General features: G+C 30.3%; 18 protein-coding genes and 1 riboswitch. Of the genes, 2 read left to right on the top strand and 16 right to left on the bottom strand.

All coding sequences use genetic code 11. The features are described from left to right. Positions 1 to 69: 69 nt before the first annotated feature. The 8 genes from citF to CLLI_RS00705 all read right to left on the bottom strand — a co-directional run bounded on the left by citF (position 70) and on the right by CLLI_RS00705 (position 9331). Positions 70 to 1611 (bottom strand): citrate lyase subunit alpha, encoded by a 1542-nt coding sequence (citF, locus tag CLLI_RS00740; protein ID WP_106062373.1) that lies wholly within the window; start codon positions 1609 to 1611, stop codon positions 70 to 72. Further along, on the bottom strand, positions 1604 to 2506 hold the full coding sequence (gene citE / locus CLLI_RS00735) for a citrate (pro-3S)-lyase subunit beta (RefSeq protein WP_106062372.1): 903 nt from the start codon (positions 2504 to 2506) through the stop codon (positions 1604 to 1606). The genes citF and citE overlap by 8 nt, the downstream gene beginning before the upstream one ends. Further along, the gene (gene citD / locus CLLI_RS00730) at positions 2503 to 2802 is read right to left on the bottom strand and encodes a citrate lyase acyl carrier protein (protein ID WP_106062371.1); all 300 of its coding nucleotides are present in this window, start codon (positions 2800 to 2802) and stop codon (positions 2503 to 2505) included. The genes citE and citD overlap by 4 nt, the downstream gene beginning before the upstream one ends. Positions 2803 to 3009: 207 nt before the next feature. Beyond that, a complete protein-coding gene (locus tag CLLI_RS00725; RefSeq protein WP_106062370.1) occupies positions 3010 to 3582 on the bottom strand; it encodes a class I SAM-dependent methyltransferase in 573 nt (190 codons plus the stop codon). After that, complete coding sequence (locus CLLI_RS00720) at positions 3575 to 4102, bottom strand: ECF transporter S component (protein ID WP_106062369.1); 528 nt, start codon at positions 4100 to 4102, stop codon at positions 3575 to 3577. The genes CLLI_RS00725 and CLLI_RS00720 overlap by 8 nt, the downstream gene beginning before the upstream one ends. Positions 4103 to 4172: 70 nt before the next feature. Next, the gene (mgtA, locus tag CLLI_RS00715; protein WP_106062368.1) at positions 4173 to 6731 is read right to left on the bottom strand and encodes a magnesium-translocating P-type ATPase; all 2559 of its coding nucleotides are present in this window, start codon (positions 6729 to 6731) and stop codon (positions 4173 to 4175) included. Between the two features lie 194 nt (positions 6732 to 6925). Beyond that, a riboswitch (M-box (ykoK) riboswitch) is annotated at positions 6926 to 7113 on the bottom strand. A gap of 144 nt (positions 7114 to 7257) precedes the next feature. After that, positions 7258 to 8670: a sensor histidine kinase gene (locus CLLI_RS00710; protein ID WP_106062367.1), complete on the bottom strand. Its 1413-nt coding sequence runs from the start codon at positions 8668 to 8670 to the stop codon at positions 7258 to 7260. Further along, entirely contained in the window at positions 8651 to 9331 is a 681-nt protein-coding gene (locus tag CLLI_RS00705; protein ID WP_106062366.1) for a response regulator transcription factor, read from the bottom strand. The genes CLLI_RS00710 and CLLI_RS00705 overlap by 20 nt, the downstream gene beginning before the upstream one ends. 536 nt (positions 9332 to 9867) lie before the next feature. On the opposite strand from CLLI_RS00705, the gene CLLI_RS00700 reads away from it, so the two are divergent. Then, a complete protein-coding gene (locus CLLI_RS00700) occupies positions 9868 to 11052 on the top strand; it encodes a hypothetical protein (protein WP_106062365.1) in 1185 nt (394 codons plus the stop codon). A gap of 52 nt (positions 11053 to 11104) precedes the next feature. After that, positions 11105 to 12262: a M20 family metallopeptidase gene (locus CLLI_RS00695; RefSeq protein WP_106062364.1), complete on the top strand. Its 1158-nt coding sequence runs from the start codon at positions 11105 to 11107 to the stop codon at positions 12260 to 12262. Positions 12263 to 12329: 67 nt separating this feature from the next. On the opposite strand, the gene CLLI_RS00690 is transcribed toward CLLI_RS00695, so the two are convergent. The 8 genes from CLLI_RS00690 to CLLI_RS00655 form a co-directional block, all read right to left on the bottom strand. Beyond that, the gene (locus tag CLLI_RS00690) at positions 12330 to 14135 is read right to left on the bottom strand and encodes an ABC transporter ATP-binding protein (protein ID WP_170063614.1); all 1806 of its coding nucleotides are present in this window, start codon (positions 14133 to 14135) and stop codon (positions 12330 to 12332) included. 23 nt (positions 14136 to 14158) lie between these two features. After that, positions 14159 to 15133 carry a CPBP family intramembrane glutamic endopeptidase gene (locus CLLI_RS00685; protein ID WP_106062362.1) on the bottom strand — a complete coding sequence of 325 codons (975 nt, stop codon included), beginning with the start codon at positions 15131 to 15133 and terminating at the stop codon, positions 14159 to 14161. Between the two features lie 55 nt (positions 15134 to 15188). Next, a complete protein-coding gene (locus CLLI_RS00680) occupies positions 15189 to 16436 on the bottom strand; it encodes a lanthionine synthetase C family protein (RefSeq protein WP_170063613.1) in 1248 nt (415 codons plus the stop codon). Between the two features lie 104 nt (positions 16437 to 16540). Then, complete coding sequence (locus CLLI_RS00675; RefSeq protein WP_106062360.1) at positions 16541 to 17344, bottom strand: TraX family protein; 804 nt, start codon at positions 17342 to 17344, stop codon at positions 16541 to 16543. 22 nt (positions 17345 to 17366) lie between these two features. Then, positions 17367 to 18371, bottom strand: coding sequence for a CPBP family intramembrane glutamic endopeptidase (locus CLLI_RS00670; protein ID WP_106062359.1), 1005 nt, complete (start codon positions 18369 to 18371; stop codon positions 17367 to 17369). A gap of 80 nt (positions 18372 to 18451) precedes the next feature. Next, positions 18452 to 19447, bottom strand: coding sequence for a CPBP family intramembrane glutamic endopeptidase (locus CLLI_RS00665; protein ID WP_106062358.1), 996 nt, complete (start codon positions 19445 to 19447; stop codon positions 18452 to 18454). 155 nt (positions 19448 to 19602) lie between these two features. After that, positions 19603 to 19800: a hypothetical protein gene (locus tag CLLI_RS00660; RefSeq protein ID WP_106062357.1), complete on the bottom strand. Its 198-nt coding sequence runs from the start codon at positions 19798 to 19800 to the stop codon at positions 19603 to 19605. Positions 19801 to 19872: 72 nt separating this feature from the next. Next, the gene (locus CLLI_RS00655) at positions 19873 to 20682 is read right to left on the bottom strand and encodes a thiopeptide-type bacteriocin biosynthesis protein (RefSeq protein WP_278335548.1); all 810 of its coding nucleotides are present in this window, start codon (positions 20680 to 20682) and stop codon (positions 19873 to 19875) included. Between the last annotated feature and the right edge of the window lie 40 nt (positions 20683 to 20722).

Genomic DNA, 20722 nt, shown 5'->3' with positions numbered 1-20722 from the left:
CCCTATTTATTTATTTTTTATTTAAAAGATTTTAAAAACACCTTTTGCGAAGCTCCTCTAACAGGAGTTCTACTTAATTTGTCTAATTACATCTATTATTGTGCCATCCCTATATTCTACTAAACCAACTATTTTATCTGTATATTCTATAGGATCAGGTTTTCCAGTAATACTTTCAGCCTTTTCCTTTAACTGTTCTATGGTAAACAAAGGAAGATCCTCATTTTTAAATCTTTCTATTAAGTCTTTTCTTAAAGGATTTATGGCTATTCCTCTATCAGTAATCAAAATATCCACTGTTTCTCCCGGAGTAATAACTGTATTTACTTTATCTACAACAGTAGGTATTCTTCCTCTAATTAATGGTGTTACTATAATAGCCAGCTTGGCTCCTGCTGCTGTATCACAATGACCACCAGATGCTCCTCTAATAATTCCATCAGAGCCTGTAATTACATTAACGTTAAAATCTGTATCTATTTCAAGGGCGCTTAATATAACTATGTCTAACTTATTTACAGCACAGCCTTTATTGTGAGGATTAGCATAAAAGGAAGCATCTATTTCAAAATGTGCTTTATTTTTTCCTATAGATTCTGCTGCCCTTAAATCAAAACTCTGGGTATCAAAAAGATTTCTTATAAGACCTTCCTCATGCATATCTACAAACTGTCCTGTAATTCCACCTAATGCAAAATCCGCCTTAATATTTTTTTCAATCATCTTATCCCTTAAGAATCTTGCCACTGCAAGAGAAGCTCCCCCTGAACCACTTTGAATAGAAAAACCATCCTTAAAATACCCTGATTTTTCTATAACTTTGGCAGTATATTCTGCAATTAAAAGTTCTCTTGGATTTTTTGTAAATCTAGTGGCTCCTGACATTATTCCCTTTTCATCTCCAATGGAAGATACCTCTACCACATAATCAACCTGAGTTTGAGGAATACTTGCTGGCAAGTTAGGGTATTTTACTAAGTTATCCGTTATGAGAACAACCTTATCTGCATAAGCAGCATCCACCTTTGCATATCCTAATGAACCACATATAGTTTTACCTGAAAATCCATTAGCATTTCCATAATCATCACAAGAAGGCACCCCTAAAAAAGCTACATCAATATGAAGTTCTCCCGATTCTATAGCCCTAGCTCTTCCTCCATGGGATCTTATTATAATGGGAGTATTTAATATACCTTTAGATATTTCTTCAGCTAGATCTCCCCTTACTCCACTAGTTTCTATTCTCTTAACAACCCCATCTTTAATGTGCTGAATTATAGGTCTATGGATGTCTGTTAAAGAACTAGGTGCTATTGTTAAATCCCTTATACCTAACTCACTTATAACCTCCAATATCATGTTTACTATATAATCACCATTTCTAAAATGATGATGAAAGGATATAGTCATTCCATCCTTTAATCCAGTTTTATAAATAGCCTCTTTTATATCCTTTAATAATTTATTTTCTCCTGGGAAAACAGGGGTTACTTTAGGACTAATTTTAGTAACCGTTGGTTTGCAATTAAAGGATCCTGCATAAGGATTTAATTTCCCTATGTTCTCTATTTCCTCCGGTATATATCTTCCTATTGCATTTTTAACCAATTTCTTCACCCTCCTCTCCTTTATAAAGTCCTGAGGCTATAGCCAATTCAATTATCCGTCTAGCCCTCTCTACTATAGGTCCATCAATCATTTTCCCATTTAAGGAAGCTACCCCAGCTCCTCTGCCTTCAGCTTCCTTAATAGCCTCCAATACTTTTATAGATTTTTCAATTTCCTTTTGTGTAGGAGTATAAATTTTATGAACTGGTGCTATCTGCTTAGGATTTATTACAGACTTTCCATCAAAACCCAATTGTTTAATTAACTTAACCTCTCTTATAAACCCTTCCTGGTCATTTATATCAGAAAATACTGTATCCAATGCATATATTCCTGCAGCTCTGGCTGCTAATAATACCTGACTTCTAGCGGTTAAAAGTTCTACTCCTTCTGGTGATCGAGTTGTTTTCATATCTGTTACAAAATCCTCTGCACCTATAGCTATGGCTACTAGTCTTGGGCTGGCTTTAGCTATACTGTATGCGTTTACAATGCCTATAGCACTTTCTATGGCAGCCATTAATTTTATAGTTCCCACTTCTATTCCTACCTCTTTTTCTATGGAAGTAATAAGCTTATCTGCTTCTACTATATCTTCTGCTTTTTCTGTCTTTGGAAGCCTTATAACATCTGCTTTTGCCCTTACAATAGCCTTAAAGTCATCTAATCCAAAGGAGGTATCCAATCCATTTACCCTTACAACTTTTTCTATTCCTTCATAATCAACTGATTTAAGAGCATTATATACTAAAAAACGAGCTGTATCCTTTTCCTTTAACGAAACGGAATCCTCTAAATCAAACATTATTGAATCTGCACCATATATATGTGCATCTTTTATCATGCTTGGATTGTTTCCTGGCACATACATCATGGTTCGTCTTAATTTCTTCATCTGTCTATCACCTCCCAACAGTAATCTTTTACATCTGCTCCCCTATAAGCTGCAGCCTGTACTCTTGCTTTTATTGTAAAATCCAATGCCCCCCTATCATTTGCGTGTACTGTGGCATCCTTAACAGCCAATGCTAATAGTGTATCCTCTATAACCTTTTTTATTTGACTTCCAAATTGTTTGTCTACAGAACTATTTAAATTTACTTCTATCCCTTTATTTGAATTTGGCTCAATTATTATTACAATATCACAGGATTCCAAAGTTCCTGCCTTTCCTACCTTTTTTATCTCCATAACCTCACCTCCAGTAAAAATATAAACTAAGTATTTTAGTATACTGTATACAATCCTTATTAACTTATATATTCTACATTTGTATTTTTATTCCTGCCAATATTAAATAGAATTTCATATTTTTAACAACTATTTTTGATATTTCTCTAATTTAAAAAGTTATTATAAAGAGCATAAAAAAATGCCAGGATAAATACCTGACATTTTTTATATTTTTATACCTGATAAATAGTACATTTTTTCATTATCTATTATTCTTTCCACTTTAAAATATTTTCTCATTATATTAGCCGTAACTTCTCCCGAAGGTAATTTATCTTCCTTCACATTTTCACTTTTGCCGTGAACTTCATTTATCTTTTCCTTACTTTCAGAATGGGCAATTATTATTCTGCCTGCTGTATTCATTAGCCCAGACAAATGTTTAAAAATAGCATCTTTGTCTTTGAAGTGTGGATAAACAGAGTATAAAAATACATAGTCAAATTTTTCTTCATTATATTCCATTATATCTTTCACTATAAATCTAATTCTAGTATCTTTATATTTTTCTCTTGCAACAGATATCATATTTTCTGAAATATCTACTGCAACAATTTTTCTAGGATTTGTATTTAATAGATATTTAATTAGTACACCGGTTCCTGTACCCACATCAAGAATATTTGAATTTTCTTTTACTGATGATAGAGCTAATATTTCTTCTAACTTTTTTTCATCATGCTTACATATGTCATCCCATTTAAAAGCTAAATTATTAAAAAAATCCCTATTATCCATTTAGACTAACCACCTTATCATTCTTAACTATTGATTTAACCATAATAGGTATTATTATTATTTGAATTATAATTCCCCATATTGGTTTAACAAAAGCATTAATCATAAATAATTTTAATGCAAAAGTCTTTCCTGCAAAACCTAATAATAAATAGTTAGCCAATCCAGATATAAATCTGCCAAAAATCATGGCTATTATTAAAGATAGATATAAATTATATGCTTTTTTTCTAAATAAATATCCTGATAACCATCCATAAGCTGCTAACTCAAAAGCCATAGAAATTGCCACTGGGTATATAGGCGGCATACCTGTAATAACTGAATTTAATAAAGGAGTAATAAATCCAATTAACAGCCCATATCTTTCTCCTAATATAAACCCGCAGAGTAAAACTGGAATATGCATTGGCAAAAGTATGTCCCCTGGCATTCCTGTAAAGTGAAAAATATAAGGTAAAATCAATCCCAAGGCCAAGAATAAACCAGACTTTACAAGTTCCTTTGTATTGATATTCATAAAAATCTCCCCCTAAAATCTTTATAATATAAAAGGTAGAGCAAATAACTCTACCTTCATGGTATCAAATTTATTGCACATCATATTTTCTAACATACCAATTCTTTACAATTTGAGTTAGTATTACATAACATAATAAAGTTAGTATTAACAATGGATAATACAATGCTGGTAACTTTGTGAATCCAAAGGAATCTGCAAGAGGAGAATTCACTAAGAATATTCCGGTGCACGCTATAATTAATGAGGTTATAGTTAGTGGCTTACTTGCAGTACTCTGAATAAATGGAATCTTATTAGTTCTAATTACATGAATAATAAGGGTTTGAGTAAACAATGACTCCAAAAACCATCCTGTTTGGAATAATGCAGGATTATTCCAGCAATTAAATACAAACAGCATTATAAAGAAAGTTGTGTAATCAAATATTGAACTTATTGGTCCAATAATCATAATATATCTTTTTAAATCGCTTATTTCCCATTTTCTTGGTTTTGCAATCCATTCTTCGTCCACAGAATCTGTTGGAATTGCTGTTTGAGAAACATCATATAATAAATTGTTTGTTAATACTTGTATTGGCATCATTGGTAAGAATGGTACAAAAATACTTGCCCCAATAACACTAAACATATTTCCAAAGTTTGAACTAGCTGTCATCTTAATATACTTAACTATATTGCCAAATACTCTTCTTCCTTCTAGTACTCCTTCTTCCAATAATAATAAGCTATTCTCAAGTAGAATAATATCTGAGGATTCTTTAGCAATATCCACTGCAGTATCTACTGAAATACCCACATCTGCTGATTTTAGTGCAGGAGCATCATTGATTCCATCTCCCATGAAACCTACTACATGATTCCTACTTTGTAATGCTTTTATAATTCTTTCTTTATGCATTGGGGATAGTTTTGCAAAAACTGTAGTTTTCTCTGCTGCTTCAGCTAATTCTTCATCGCTCATATCCTCTATTTCATTCCCCAGTAATATAGAATCTATTGGCAGCTTTATTTCTTTACAAATTTTCTTAGTTACAATATCATTATCACCTGTTAATATTTTTACATCTACATTGTATTTATGAAACTTTTCAATGGCTTCAGCAGAGCTTTCCTTTGGTGGATCTAAAAAAGCCATAAATCCTAACAAAGTTAGTTCATTCTCATCTGATATAGTATATTCCTTTTTATAATCCTTTTCCACTTTGTAAGCTACTGCAATAACTCTAAATCCTTCTTCATTTAGGCTATTAACTATACCCTCAATCTTTTTTGACATCTTTCCTATAAAAGGTTCTGTTCCTTCTTTGGTTTCATATTTATTGCATAAGCTTAAAACTTCCTCTACTGCACCTTTGCAGATTAAAACATCTTCCATCCTTTTATTTCTTACTACTACTGACATCCTTTTTCTTATAAAATCAAATGGAATTTCATCTATTTTTTCATATTTGTTTTCTATATCAAAATCTTGTCCATCATCTTTATTTTCAAGTATGGCAACATCCATAAGATTTTTTAAACCTGTTTGATAGAAGCTGTTTATATATCCATACTTTAAAACTCTTTCACTGTCTTCACCATATATATTAAGATGTTTTTCTAATATTACCTTTCCACAAGTAATTGTCCCTGTTTTATCTGTACAAAGAACATCCATAGCTCCAAAATTTTGTATTGCATTTAATTTTTTTACAATTACATTTTTCTTTGCCATTGACATAGCTCCCTTAGAAAGGTTAACTGTTACAATCATTGGAAGCATTTCTGGTGTAAGCCCAACGGCTATAGCTATAGCGAAAAACAATGCCTGCCACCAATCCCCTTTTACAAATCCATTAATTAAAAACACAATCGGAGCTAAAATAAATATAAACTTAATCATAAGCCATGTAAACTCATTAACTCCTTTGTCAAAGCTTGTCATAGCTCTTTCACCGGTAAGTTTACTACTTAGTTGTCCAAAATATGTGTTGCATCCTGTAGTTAAAACTACTGCAATAGCAGTTCCACTTTCCACATTAGATCCCATAAAACATAGATTTGGATTTTCTAGTGGATTTTTATATTTTTTACTTGTCACTAATTTTTCTACTGGCAAAGATTCTCCTGTAAGGGCAGATTGATTAATAAATAAATCCTTAGAGGAAAGTATTTGAACATCCGCGGGAATCATATCTCCTGAAGATAGGTGTATAATATCCCCTGGAACTAACATTTCTAATGGTATTTCCTTTTGTGTACCACTGCGAATTACAGTTGCTGTGGTGCTTACCATAGCTTTAAGCTGTTCTGCAGAATTATCCGCCCTTAATTCTTGCACAAACTTTAATACTATTCCTAAAGATAGCATTATACACATTACTATAGTAGCTCTAATATCTCCTGTTATATAGGATACAAATGCAAGTATTGCTAAAAGTATTACCAATGGATTTTTTATATTATCTAGTATTCTTGCAAAAACTGACTTCTTTTTTTCGCTTTCTAATTGATTTAATCCATATATATCTAATCTTTTTTCTGCTTCATCTTCATTTAATCCATTTATATTTGTATTTAATGACTTCATAATTAATTCCATGTTATCAGTTTCAAAATTGCTAATCAGTTTTTTTAGTTCCATAACAATTACCTCCCTTGGGCATTGTTATTCAAACAGGGGTTGCCTGCAAGAATAACAACCTTTATTTTATTTTTCCGCTTATGACTATCTCCTGTGGCATCTTCCATGGCAACCACCTCCTTTTTTCTTCTATAAAAATAAAAATCTCCTCATTCCAACGAATGAAGAGGATTATACGCGACAAAAAAATACTATCATTACTTCACTCGTTGAGTTTTAGCACTACAAAGCTTTGAGCAGACATTTTCATATGACATGAATGTCGTCAGCTACATTAAGTAAAACCTTATTTCGGCAATACCTGCTGACCCATTGGCGTCTCTCGACATTTCTGGGCAGTAGCGTATATCTTATGCAGTAACCTCACCTAACGAAATTATTTGATTTTAAAATATATTACATTATTAATTGTATACTATAATCTTTTAGTTGTAAATATGATAATTTTTTTACATTATATCTAATACCTACTACATAATATCCATTGACTTATTAAAAAGTTACAACTTATAATAAATTAACATAACTAATCTAAGTTTAATGTAACAGTTACCTTTGTACCATTACCTTCTTCACTTTCTACATCTATAGTTCCATGATGCATATCAACAATCCATTTGGCAATAGATAGTCCAAGTCCTGTGCCGCCTTTTTCTTTAGATCTGGATTTATCCACCATATAGAATCTATTAAATATATTTTCGATTTCATCTTTAGGTATACCAATACCTGTATCACTAACAGTTATTTTTACAACCTTATCCCGAATTTCTGAACTTATATCTATGTTTCCACCATGGGGAGTAAACTTCATGCTGTTATGAATAAATATTCTTAGCATTTGCTTTATCATCCTATAATCTGCAAAAACCTTTACAGTATCATTTTTATTACTAGATATTATGTGATTTTGTTCTATTATTCTACTTTCTTTCACTACTTCATCAATTAATTCATTGAGCCAAAATTCTTTTTTTTCTATTGACTGAGTACCACTATCACCTTTTGCAAGGAACAATAGCTTTTCAATTAAATTAGCCATATTAGCGGCTTCTAATTTAATTGCATAAATTGATTTTTCCAAGGCATCTTTATCATCTTTTCCCCATCTATCCAATAGATTAGCATATCCTTGGATAACAGCAATAGGAGTTCTAAGCTCATGTGAAGCATCTGATACAAATTGTGCCTGCCTATTAAAAGCTCCTTGGAGTCTATCTATCATCTTATTAAAAGTACTGGCAAGTCTTTTAAGTTCATCATCAGAACCTTTTACCTCTATCCTTTCCTTTAAATTTTTGATACTTATATTTTCAGCAGTTCTAGTTATATAATCAATAGGCTTTAACATTCTCTTACTTACCATATATCCTAATATAATGGAGGCAATAATGCCTATAAAGTCAGCTACAGCCATAACCCAAAATAATATCTTCATAAATTCATATTCATTGTGCATATCTTTTACTATTTGAATATATACAGTACCATACTTTTTACCTTCAAATTTAACATTTTTATAGACTAAATGCCTTTCTTTATCTTCCAAGTGTTTTTCTTTATCTGCTGACTTTTTTGTATTATAGCTAGGTTCTTTAATATTATAATCAAATTTTTCTGTTGAATTTATTATTTTGCCATGTTCCTGTATTATCCTTATAGCTACATTTTGTTTAGAGGGAACATCTAAAAAAATTTCCTTATCTGATAGTTCTAACTGCTGATTTTGTGATGTAATCTTATTTAATAATATAGTCTGTATATCTTCTATCTGTTTATTTGCCTGATTATACAAGTAATACTTTACACCATATAATATTGAAACATTTGACAAAAGTAATACTAATGAAAACATAAAAGCATACACTATTGTGAGCTTTATGGAAATCTTTGTGCTTTTAATAACCTTTAAAACATGATTAATTGTCTTTGATAACATAGCCTACACCTCTTATGGTAGTTATAATCTTGTCTTCAAAGTCATCATCAATTTTACTTCGTAAATATCTTATAAATACATCTACCACATTAGTATCTCCTCCATAATCATAACCCCATACATCTTCAATTAACTGCTCCCTTGTAAGTACAATATTTTTATTCATTAATAGCTTTTTAAGAAGATCGTATTCTTTTTTGGTAAGTTCAATTTCTTTACCTGCTCTCCAAACCTGATGTGTTTTATTATCCATAACAACATCTTTTACTTTAATTTCATCAGTATTATTTTTTAATACTTTATCTCTCTCATATACTCGTATTCTTGCTAATAATTCCTCTATTGCAAAGGGTTTAGTTAAATAGTCGTTAGCCCCTACATCAAGTCCTAAAACTTTGTCTGGTATATCACTTTTTGCTGTTAGCATTATTATAGGTACACAAGAAAATTGTCTAATTCTTCTACAGACTTCAATGCCATTTAAGCCTGGCATCATTATATCAAGAAGTATTAACTGATATTCCATATTTTTCGCTTTTTCCAAGGCTTCTATTCCATCATAAGCTACATCAACTTTATATCCTTCATGTGTAAGTTCCATTTCAATAAACATTGACATTTGCTTTTCATCTTCAACTAAAAGAATTTTGAAATTTTTCAAGGTCAACACCCCCATAATAAAAACTATATACTATTTTATTTGTTTTCGCTATGTCTCACATTATAATCATCATGTCTATCTTTGTCTTCATTCCTATTATTTTCATTCTAAAAAAATCAAATTTATTAAATAATATTAAAAGTTTACAATTTGTTCATAACTTTATTTGCAATTTTTCACTTCATATGACTTTCATATTGCCTAAATCCTTCATATTTTTTAATATTGAGTTTTTATACATATATAATGTATACATTCCCTAATCCGTAGCTTTCTCATTAATTGAACTTTTCAGATAATAATTTTTATTTAAATTCTTTTATGTAAAGGTTATCCTTTTTAAGATTATTTCTATAATAGAAATATTAAATTCAATTATCATTAATTATGAATAGTGTTGCTTCATACTGTTAGATAATATTATAAAAAATACACTAATAACAGTAAAATAATGGATAAAAGGGAGTATTGACACAATTTCTGGTGGTTGATATAATTGACAAAAATTATATTAAAAGCGAAAGGGGCATATTATTATGAATTATAGTGTAATTGGGGCTTTCACTATTATCTTAATTGTATTGACATCTGGCGAAATCATTTCAATGAAAACTAAGGCATTTGTTCCTTCAGTTTTTGTATCTGCGGTATTATTCTTAATTGGATTTTGGACTTTTATGCCAAAGGATATTATTGCTATGGGTTCATTCGCAGCTCCCATAGTAAATGTTGCAATGTATCTATTGCTAGTACACATGGGTACGTTAATGAATTTAAAAGAGTTATTATCTCAATGGAGAACAGTTTTAATAGCTCTTGCTGGTATATTTGGCATATGTATAATGACATTAACTATTGGTAAAACATTATTTGGCTGGCAGACTGTCGTAGCAGCTACTCCTCCTCTTACTGGTGGAGTTGTAGCATCAATATTAATGTCTAAAGCTGCCACTGATAAAGGTTTAACTTCAATTGCTGTACTTGCTACTTGTATGTATGTAATGCAGGGATTCGTTGGATATCCAATTTCAGCTTTCTGCCTAAAAAAAGAAGCAAAACGTTTATTGGGGTTATATAGAAACGGCGGAAAGGAAGCTCACTTAGCTAAGTCTGAAACTGCAAGTGAACTTACTAGCCCAAGAAAAAAGCTTATTCCCCCTCTACCTGAAGAGTACCAAACTCCATACGTAATTTTACTAAAACTAGGATTTGTTGGTTGGCTAGCTTCTAAAATTGGTCCAGTTGTACACATTAATGACTTTGTACTTTGTTTAATTTTAGGTGTTATTGGATGTGAAATTGGGTTCTTAGAAGAAAAGTCATTAAATAAAGCTAATTCCTTTGGATTTCTTATGACTGTACTTATGGCATTTATATTTGCTAACCTTTCCCAAGCTACACCTGCTATGTTAAAGCAGATAGCTATTCCGTTATTCGGAATTATCATTTTAGGCGTAATTGGCATGTATATTATGTCATTAATACTTGGAAAAGCACTAGGTTTTTCAAAACAAATGGCATTTGCTTGTACACTTACTGCATTATATGGATTCCCAGCAGATTATATTTTAACCCATGAGGCAATTAAATCTGTATGTGAAACAAATGAAGAAAAGGAATATGTTATTGATGATATGCTTCCAAAAATGCTTGTAGCTGGTTTTACAACTGTTACAATAGCATCAGTAATTATAGCCGGTTTCTTTGTAAAATTGTTATAATTTTAAAATGTTAAATTTAATTTTTTAATAAATATTTTAGGGGGTGCATTACATGACAATAAGAGAAATGACTAAAAAATATACACAAAATATTATAGATTTGAGGAGAAAATTTCATCAATATCCTGAAGCTAGTTTAAATGAATACAATACCAGTAAAATGATTAAAGATGAATTAGATAGACTTGGTATTCCATATAAAACTGCTGCTAACACAGGAATTATTGCTGAAATCAAAGGCAAAAGTTCTAATAAAACTGTAGCTCTAAGAGCTGATATAGATGCATTATCTGTTACTGAATTAAATGAATGTGAATTTAAATCAAAAAATGATGGATTTATGCATGCCTGTGGACATGACTGCCATATATCAATGCTTTTAGGTGCTGCTATGGTTTTAAATGACATAAAGGATACCCTTAATGGTACTGTAAGATTAATATTCCAACCAGCAGAAGAAGTTGCTGAAGGCGCAAAAATGATGATAGAAGCTGGAGCCCTTGAAGGAGTAGATGGTATATTCGGTATGCATGTATGGAGTGATATAGAATGTGGTTCGGTATGTGTTCAAGAAGGCCCATTAATGGCATCCTCAGATTTATTTACAATTAAAGTAAAAGGTAAAGGTGGACATGGCTCTGCCCCTCATCAGGGTGTAGATGCAGTTTTAACTTCTTCAGCAATAGTTATGAATTTGCAAACTATAGTTAGCAGAGAATTAAATCCTCTGCAGCCTACTGTAGTAAGTGTTGGTTCTCTTAACGCTGGATCAAGATTTAATGTTATTGCAAGTGAAGGTGTCTTAACTGGTACTACAAGATGCTTTGATGCTGATATAAGAAATAAATTTCCTGAAATGTTGGAAAGAATAGCTAAAGATACCGCTTCTACTTTTAGAGCAGAGGCAGAGGTTGAATATTCTTACGGAACTCCTATAGTAATTAACAATGCACAATATTCAAAATTGGCAGAAGGATCTTTAGAAAAAATTGGTGCAAAATCTATAGTTATTGAAAAAATTATGGGTGGAGAGGATTTTGCAGAATACTTAAATAAAGTTCCGGGTGTACTAGCTTTAGTTGGTGTAAGAAATAAATCTAAAAATGCATGTTACCCACAGCATCACCCTCATTATACTGTAGACGAAGAAGCCCTAGAAATTGGTTCTGCACTTTACGCACAATATGCAGAAGACTTTTTGAACAAATAAACTTGATAAGGTGAAGCTTTAGTAGTGTAAAATTATAGGAATGTAGCTGATTAAGTTACATTCCGCTTTAAGTAAATATATTTTTATCCGTTTCATAATTGCCTATTTGAATATTATATAGTGTATTATAAATTCCTTTTAAATCAATGAGTTCTTCATGGGTTCCACTTTCTACAATAGCTCCTTTTTCCAAAACAATTATATTATTAGCTTGCTTAATAAAATTGTTGAATCTATGAGCTACAATTATACCCATTTTATTTTTCAATAAATCATTATACATATTAGACAAATTGTATTCTGATATAGCATCTAACGCTGCATTAGGTTCATCTAATATATATAAATCAGCTTCTTTTGCAAATGCTCTTGCTAAAGCTACCCTCTGCCATTGACCGATTGATATTTGTTTACCATCATCAAACCAACAACCTAACTGAACATCAATGTTTTTAGGTTCATTAGCTGTCAAGCTTTTCAAATCGAATTTATTACTAATTTCATTAATTCGATTGTCGTTTTCCATAATATCCAAATTCCCATAGCTTATATTTTCTCTAAAAGTAGCTTCAAACTTAGCAAAATCCTGAAATAAAGTTCCTATTCTTTTTAATAACTCAGATTTGTCTATTTCTCTCAAGTCAATCCCATTTATGTATATATTACCTTCATAATCGTTGTAGAATCCCATTATTATTTTTATTAAAGTAGTTTTTCCACTTCCATTTCTGCCTATTATAGCAATAAAATCACCCTTTTTTATGGTTAAATTAATATCTTTTAATACGTAGTCTCCATATTCTTTATACTTATAATAAAGATGTTCTATCCTTATTTCCCTTATTTCATCTATTTTTTTTAAATTTATTATTTCCCTTTTATTATTTAAATTTAAAAAATCATATAACTGATCTATAAAAATACTTTCTTTTTGTATACCTGCAAATGCCTCCAATATTTTTTGAATATAAGATTTTATATCCATAATTGTCCTTGTATAAGTTATGACATTTCCTATTAATATTTCACCAATGTATCCACTATAAGCAACATAAGCAAACATAAGTGCATTTAAAATTTGCTCAACCATATCCATAATGGACAGATATAATGTAGATTGCTTTGCAATCTGTAAATCCTGTGCATTAAAACCCTTAATATATTTCTTGTACTTATTTATAAAGTAATCAAACAATTTATAAGTTTTTAATTCTTTGTAACTATCTCCATTTTTGATAAGGTAGTCACAGTACCATGCCTTTCTCTCCTGATTAGTCCTAGCCTTTATTATTTTAAATTGCTTTATATTTATGTTTTTAACTATAAAATACTTAATAATTGGAACTATTAGAACTACTAAAACAAGCCAAGCTTTAAAGTAAAATAAAATGATTACATAAGAAAACATGGTAATCAAATTACTCCCAATAGTAACAAACATATTAAAATATGATAATAACTTACCTTCACTTTCATATTGTGCTCGCCTAATCAAATCGTAAGTTTTACTATCTTCATAATCCTTTAATTCAAGATTTCCTGCTTTTCGTAATATCTCCTCTTTAATCATTAAATTAAATTTAAAACTAAACTTAGTATTAAAATATCCTATTAAACCTTCAAATATGGTTTGGAACAAACCTACTGCTGAATAAAGAGCAATATAAATAAACACTAATCTCAAATTTCCCATTCCAAGTTGTATTAAATTAATTATCTTCTGCATTAGCAGCAAAGAAATTGTGGGAATTATACCTGTTACTATGGTAGAAATTAAAGTCACAAAAATATATATCTTATTTACTTTACAAATATATTTTGTTGTTTTAATTAAGTTGTCCCAAATATTCGTAGTGATTTTTTCTTTTTTCATAATTACTCCCTTATTAAACATAATTACTTATATTCCTTAGTAAATAGGAAAGGCAAATAGGTTACAGACATACAAATTAAGTTTACTAATATTAGTTTTCCGTTAAGAACAATATTAACTCCCATATTTTTTGCAATAAGAAAAAAGTAGTTGTTCACAAAATGAATTATAAAAACAGTCCATATGTTTTCCGTCTTCATATAAACAAAGCCAAAGAATATGGCATAGCCAATACAGACAATCACTTGATTTAAAATAGAATAAAAAGACGTTGTTGGACTATAATAAAATAAGTTTAGTGGCAAATGCCATATGCCCCATATAATGCCCAAAAGAATTACACCAGTTCGTTTGCCAAGTCTTTGCTGAAGAGCAGTTTGAAGAAAATACCTCCAACCATATTCCTCTCCTAAAAATAAAATAAACTGACTTAGAAACAAAGCAGGTAAAATGAATAGACTATTCATAAATATTTTTATGTTTTGAAAAATAGTGGTAATTTCTTTAATGCCAACTAAGATAAGTTCACTTAAAATATCTACACATATCAATAGGACAAAAAATAACAAAATATAGCCAATAGACGCCTTCACCTTTTTCCCAAAACCTAATCCAAAATCATACATTTTTGCTTTTTCATCTGGAAAAGCAAAAATAAGGAATATGCTAAAGCTTCCCGTAATTTTCCACAACTCCATATACATACCTGGGTCTTTATGAAATACAAATATCCATACCAAAAGAATTAAAGTCGAGGTAATAGTAAAAAACAAATAAGTTCCATAAAACTTCATAGGAAGCTTTTTACGTCTTTCTTTGTTTAACAACAAAGCTGTCATCACACCTATAGCTGGATAATACATCTGTACCGAGGCAAAAGAATCCACTGGATATTTATTATATGCAAACCCCATAGCAATGCCCATACTTATAGTTAAACCAAAAGTTACTATAAAAAATATAAAAAGTTCTTTGTTGGAAAAATTGTATTCAGTCATTTTTTACCCCCTAGTAAGAATATAAATTGCAGTCGCTCTGCTCAAAATCTTTGTGCTAGTCCACCAATAATAATCTTCCATAATCTAAATCTTCAAAGATAGCTCCCAATAAAGATAATATTATTCCACTGGTTCCCTGCAAAAATGATAAATCTTCAAAATATCCTTCAGTAATTCTATTTTCATCTTGTAGAATTTCTTTATGCTTTTCTATATATCCGTTATTTTCCTTAAACATATTTATCATTGTATTTATATTCTCTTCAATGGTTTCTACAAATTCTTTATCTTTATTTTCTCTATAGGCAAATGTTCTCTCACATAATACACTAGCATATCCATGGCACAATATAGGACTATTGAGATTATAATCTTCTATGGGCTGGTTTATTATATTTATTAAATCCTTTTTATACTCTTTTTCTTTTTCAATCCACTTCATATATTGGGCTGTTTTCTGCATTCCTCTTGCTATACTTATGTTTCCATAACACCAGCTTGATATTACAGGTCTTGTATCTTCATTAAATTCACCTTTTATATAATCATCAAATGACAATTGTGTTGGCCAAATTGGGATATCTCCTTTATATTTTTTAAATTGTTCGTATATATTGAATAGCTCTTCTATTGCATCTTTAAGCCCATCCACTCTAATTCCCCTCTTCCATGCCTTAGCCATAGCAATAAGGGGTCCCATCATTCCATGGGATAATCCAAAGTTAAAATTTCCATCTGTAAAATATTTCTTTTCATCTTCTCTAAACTGATTTTCCCTTGTTATATGAAAGTTAATAATATAATGTCCTTTATATTCATGATACTTTGTAAGCCCAATTAAGTAATCTACAATCCTTTCCAAATGTCTTTTCTCATCTATTGTCCATTTAAGATCTAATAAATAATATAAAGCTCCTGAAAGCCCCAAAATAGCATCATACTGGCTCATAAAGGTTTCTGCTTTACTTTCAATTAAAGTATTAGCGTATTTCCCAGAACTTTCTAGCAATAGTTTGTTTAAACTTTGGGAAAAGTTTGGTAGATTCCCCGTGTTCTTTTTAAACGCATTGACGGCGAAACACATATACCCTAAGCCACCCATCATACTAGGCTTACCCCCTAAGATACCATATCTTTCGAGGCTTTGTTTCATAGCTTTACACATATCATAAGAAACATTTGCCCACTTCTCTTTATCCTCTAAAAGGGGATAAGCTTCAGATGCTAATAGAAGCAAATCAGTGTAGTAAATAGGGTTTAAAATCTCTGAATCATACTGATTTTCAACATATTTGAAAAGCACTCTAGAAATTTATAAACTTCATCTGTAGTTTTATCTGACATCTCTATAAAGCTTTTTACTTTTCTAATCATCATATACCATCCCCATAATATTTAGTATAAAATCTAAATACCTATTGATGCCAAATATACTCTTATAAAATACAAGATTAATAAATGTGCTGGATAAAAAATATAGAAAAAATACTTTGATTTTAATCCCCTTTTGCCATTATAAAAATAAATTGGAAGCAATGAAAGATACACAATTCCAAAGCTTGCTGGTACCTCATATAAAAATACAACAATTCCTGATAATATTTGTAGTATTCTGTTTTCTCTAAATATATAAAAAAGAGCTATGCAAAGTATACCATGATAATTAAAATCACATTTTATAAACTTGGCTATTACTCCAAATACTACTATAGTTGCTATAATAGCAATTGCAGTACCTACTTTATTTATTTTTTTGCTCTTAATAAATTCAATTGAATACATTACACATATTCCTAAAAATAATGTGAAAAATACATTATTTAATCGAGAAGCTGGTATAAATATTTTGTTACCAAAAGCCAAGTTAAATGGTATTTCAGAAATTAATGCAAAAATAAAAAGTCTCAATGCATATTTCTTTTTATTGCTTGTATGAACATATCCTTCAACGAGCAAAAAACAAAATATTGGGAAAGATATACGCCCTATTGCCCTCATTAGCGTATAGATAGTTTTTAAATTGGGGCTAGAGTACATTGCTGTATTCTCAGCATTGGGTATAAATTTATAATATATACCCATTAAAATTAATACTGCTGCAATGTGATCAATTACCATAGAAATAACTGCCATAATTTTTAATGTACTTCCTGATAATCCTCTTTTTCTTGACAATTCTGTTTTTTCAGTTATAGACATATTCACTATCATCACTCCCTTAAAATAATCTTCTCTAAATAGATTTCCCTTGATTTGTAATCCCTATTTCTTTTTTATCTTTCCCATATTCTTTAGTAAATAGGAAAGGCAAATAGACTACACAGAAACAAATTAGATTTGCTAATACTAATTCCTCGCTAAGAACAACATTACTCCCTAAAGCATCGTTAAAAGTAGGAGCAATTCCACTGGCTAAACAATGGAGTATAGAAACAGTCCATATGTTTTCCGTCTTCATATAAACAAAGCCAAAAAATATGGCATAGCCAATACAACCAGCCACTTGGTTTAGAATAGAATAAAAAGGTGTCATTGGACTATAATAAAACAGGTTTAGTGGCAAATGCCATATTCCCCATATGATTCCCAAAAGTATTACACCAGTTCGTTTACCAAGTCTTTGCTGAAGAGCAGTTTGGAGAAAATACCTCCAGCCATATTCCTCTCCTAAAAATAAAATACACATACCCGGAAAGTAAAACAAAACAATGGATTTTTTTGCGTTTATGAAAGCATCAATAAATTTTTTACCGTTTCCCAAGATAAGTGCGCTTAAAAAATCTACACACATATATAGAACAAAAAATAACAAAATATAACCAATAGATGCCTTCACATTTTTTTCAAGCCCCAATCCGAAATCATATATTTTCTCTTTTTTATCTGCAAAGTATATAAGACATAAGATAATGCTCCCTACAAGCAACAACATATCCATATATGCATTTGGGTTTTTATGAAATACAAATATATCTATTAAAAGAACTAAAATTGATGTAATGGTAAAAAACAAATAAGTTCCATAAAACTTCATGGGAAGATTTTTCCGTCTTTCTTTGTTTAACAATAAAGCTGTCATCACACCTATAGATGGATAATACATCTGCGTCAAGGTAAAAGAATCCAATGGGTATTTAGTGTATGCAAACCCCATAACAATGCCCATACTTATAGTTAAACCAAAAGTTACTATAAAAAATATAAAAAGTTCTTTGTTGGAAAAATTGTACTCGGCCATTTTGACCCCCTTATTTAATATAGCAGCTTATTATAATTACTATTATAAAAATAATATTGCATCATATTCTCTAAACTATGTTATAACTCATTTTTAAGCCCTATTTCTTTTTTATCTTTCTCATATTCTTTAGTAAATAGGAAAGGCAAATAGACTACACAGAAACAAATTAGATTTGCTAATACTAATTCCTCGCTAAGAACAACATTACTCCCTAAAGCATCGTTAAAAGTAGGAGCAATTCCACTGGCTAAACAATGGAGTATAGAAACAGTCCATATGTTTTCCGTCTTCATATAAACAAAGCCAAAAAATATGGCATAGCCAATACAACCAGCCACTTGGTTTAGAATAGAATAAAAAGGTGTCATTGGACTATAATAAAACAGGTTTAGTGGCAAATGCCATATTCCCCATATGATTCCCAAAAGTATTACACCAGTTCGTTTACCAAGTCTTTGCTGAAGAGCAGTTTGGAGAAAATACCTCCAGCCATATTCCTCTCCTAAAAATAAAATACACATACCCGGAAAGTAAAACAAAACAATGGATTTTTTTGCGTTTATGAAAGCATCAATAAATTTTTTACCGTTTCCCAAGATAAGTGCGCTTAAAAAATCTACACACATATATAGAACAAAAAATAACAAAATATAACCAATAGATGCCTTCACATTTTTTTCAAGCCCCAATCCGAAATCATATATTTTCTCTTTTTTATCTGCAAAGTATATAAGACATAAGATAATGCTCCCTACAAGCAACAACATATCCATATATGCATTTGGGTTTTTATGAAATACAAATATATCTATTAAAAGAACTAAAATTGATGTAATGGTAAAAAACAAATAAGTTCCATAAAACTTCATGGGAAGATTTTTCCGTCTTTCTTTGTTTAACAATAAAGCTGTCATCACACCTATAGATGGATAATACATCTGTGTCAAGCCAAAAGAATCCACTGGATATTTAGTGTATGCAAACCCCATAGCAATGCCCATACATATGGTTAAACCAAAGGTTACTAACAAAAATATAAAAAGCTCTTTGTTGGAAAAATTGTACTCGGCCATTTTGACCCCCTTATTATTACATATATTTTTTCAATTGATTTTAAATTATCCTGTGTTGTATTTAGCATTCTCTCAAATAATTTATAACTCCTTATAATTTATAAGTTCAGTGGAAGGGCCTGTCTTACTTTAAATCAGATTGTTTAAACTTTATTCTAGCAGCGACATACTCCTTTATCTGCAGCATAACATCCAATTGTCATGTCTCCAGGAGAACAATCTGTACTAGGACAATCTGCAGTGTTACAATGTACTAAATAAGATATTGTGGGAGTTGGAGTGTTAACTGAAACCTTGTCACTATTTGTTTTAACTTTTTTTAAATCAAGGTCAAAATCTTCAAAATTAGGCATTATACCTACCTCCTATTATTTTTAATTATTTAAATTTTTATTATATAGCCCTTCCACTGAATTTAAGCTAATTTATATACCCTTTATATATTTTCTTTTTTGCAATAGGGCATGTATTGAATGTCTTATAATAGCTAAATACTGTTCCTCATAGGCTTTTATACCTGTCATACGATTACAGTACATATGGATAATTGATAAAATAATATTACTTTTATAATTTGTATTGTTTTTTAGTTCTAGTTGTTTTTCTAATTCTATTTTGTAACTCTGAAGTTCCAATTTTCTTTTATTATAGGAATTTACCACATTTTCTAATCTTTCATCAATACTTAGAATATCTTCATCTAATATAGCTTCTGTGATCTTTAAATACTTCTTGCTATTATTTCTAAACTCTTTTCTATAAAATTTTTTTAAATTATTGGTTTCAAGTATTTCAAGCATTTCTTCTTCATCTCTTGCCAAGTATTTTAACATTGATATCATTCCAATTATATACGCAGTTTCTCTATCATCCTCTTCATCTAAATCAAATTGCTGCAGCATGTCAATTACAAATAAGCTATCTGAAAAGAATACATTTTCTGCAAATCTTATTAATTCTATGCCTCCATATCTATTGCTCTCCCTCTCATAGGTGTCAAATACTGCTTTATCAATTATTTGTTTTATCTCTAAATTTCTAATCCATGAGTTAATTATTTTTAATCCAGATAATGCTGATTCTTCATCTTTGAATTTAAATCTCAATCTCAAATGATTTTTGGAATCATAATATCTTATAAAGAAAAATTTTACATCTGTACTCTTTGATAGTAAATCAGGTACTTCTCTTGTAAGAAGTTCATTTCCTCTATTACCCAGACCGTAGAGCTTTATATATATCCATCCATCTCTACATAGTGGAAATTTATTATTT

Source organism: Clostridium liquoris (genome assembly GCF_002995785.1).
In the GTDB taxonomy this organism is placed as follows: Bacteria; Bacillota; Clostridia; order Clostridiales; family Clostridiaceae; genus Clostridium_AO; species Clostridium_AO liquoris.
This window is presented reverse-complemented; position numbering and strand designations above follow the sequence as displayed.

What these genes read in the sequence shown, in the direction of transcription:
- citE (WP_106062372.1), bottom strand. Translation starts at nt 2,506, where the DNA reads ATGAAGAAATTAAGACGAACCATGATGTATGTGCCAGGAAACAATCCA.
- citD (WP_106062371.1), bottom strand. Translation starts at nt 2,802, where the DNA reads ATGGAGATAAAAAAGGTAGGAAAGGCAGGAACTTTGGAATCCTGTGAT.
- CLLI_RS00725 (WP_106062370.1), bottom strand. Translation starts at nt 3,582, where the DNA reads ATGGATAATAGGGATTTTTTTAATAATTTAGCTTTTAAATGGGATGAC.
- CLLI_RS00720 (WP_106062369.1), bottom strand. Translation starts at nt 4,102, where the DNA reads ATGAATATCAATACAAAGGAACTTGTAAAGTCTGGTTTATTCTTGGCC.
- mgtA (WP_106062368.1), bottom strand. Translation starts at nt 6,731, where the DNA reads ATGGAACTAAAAAAACTGATTAGCAATTTTGAAACTGATAACATGGAA.
- CLLI_RS00710 (WP_106062367.1), bottom strand. Translation starts at nt 8,670, where the DNA reads ATGTTATCAAAGACAATTAATCATGTTTTAAAGGTTATTAAAAGCACA.
- CLLI_RS00700 (WP_106062365.1), top strand. Translation starts at nt 9,868, where the DNA reads ATGAATTATAGTGTAATTGGGGCTTTCACTATTATCTTAATTGTATTG.
- CLLI_RS00695 (WP_106062364.1), top strand. Translation starts at nt 11,105, where the DNA reads ATGACAATAAGAGAAATGACTAAAAAATATACACAAAATATTATAGAT.
- CLLI_RS00690 (WP_170063614.1), bottom strand. Translation starts at nt 14,135, where the DNA reads ATGAAAAAAGAAAAAATCACTACGAATATTTGGGACAACTTAATTAAA.
- CLLI_RS00685 (WP_106062362.1), bottom strand. Translation starts at nt 15,133, where the DNA reads ATGACTGAATACAATTTTTCCAACAAAGAACTTTTTATATTTTTTATA.
- CLLI_RS00675 (WP_106062360.1), bottom strand. Translation starts at nt 17,344, where the DNA reads ATGATAGTGAATATGTCTATAACTGAAAAAACAGAATTGTCAAGAAAA.
- CLLI_RS00670 (WP_106062359.1), bottom strand. Translation starts at nt 18,371, where the DNA reads ATGGCCGAGTACAATTTTTCCAACAAAGAACTTTTTATATTTTTTATA.
- CLLI_RS00665 (WP_106062358.1), bottom strand. Translation starts at nt 19,447, where the DNA reads ATGGCCGAGTACAATTTTTCCAACAAAGAGCTTTTTATATTTTTGTTA.
- CLLI_RS00660 (WP_106062357.1), bottom strand. Translation starts at nt 19,800, where the DNA reads ATGCCTAATTTTGAAGATTTTGACCTTGATTTAAAAAAAGTTAAAACA.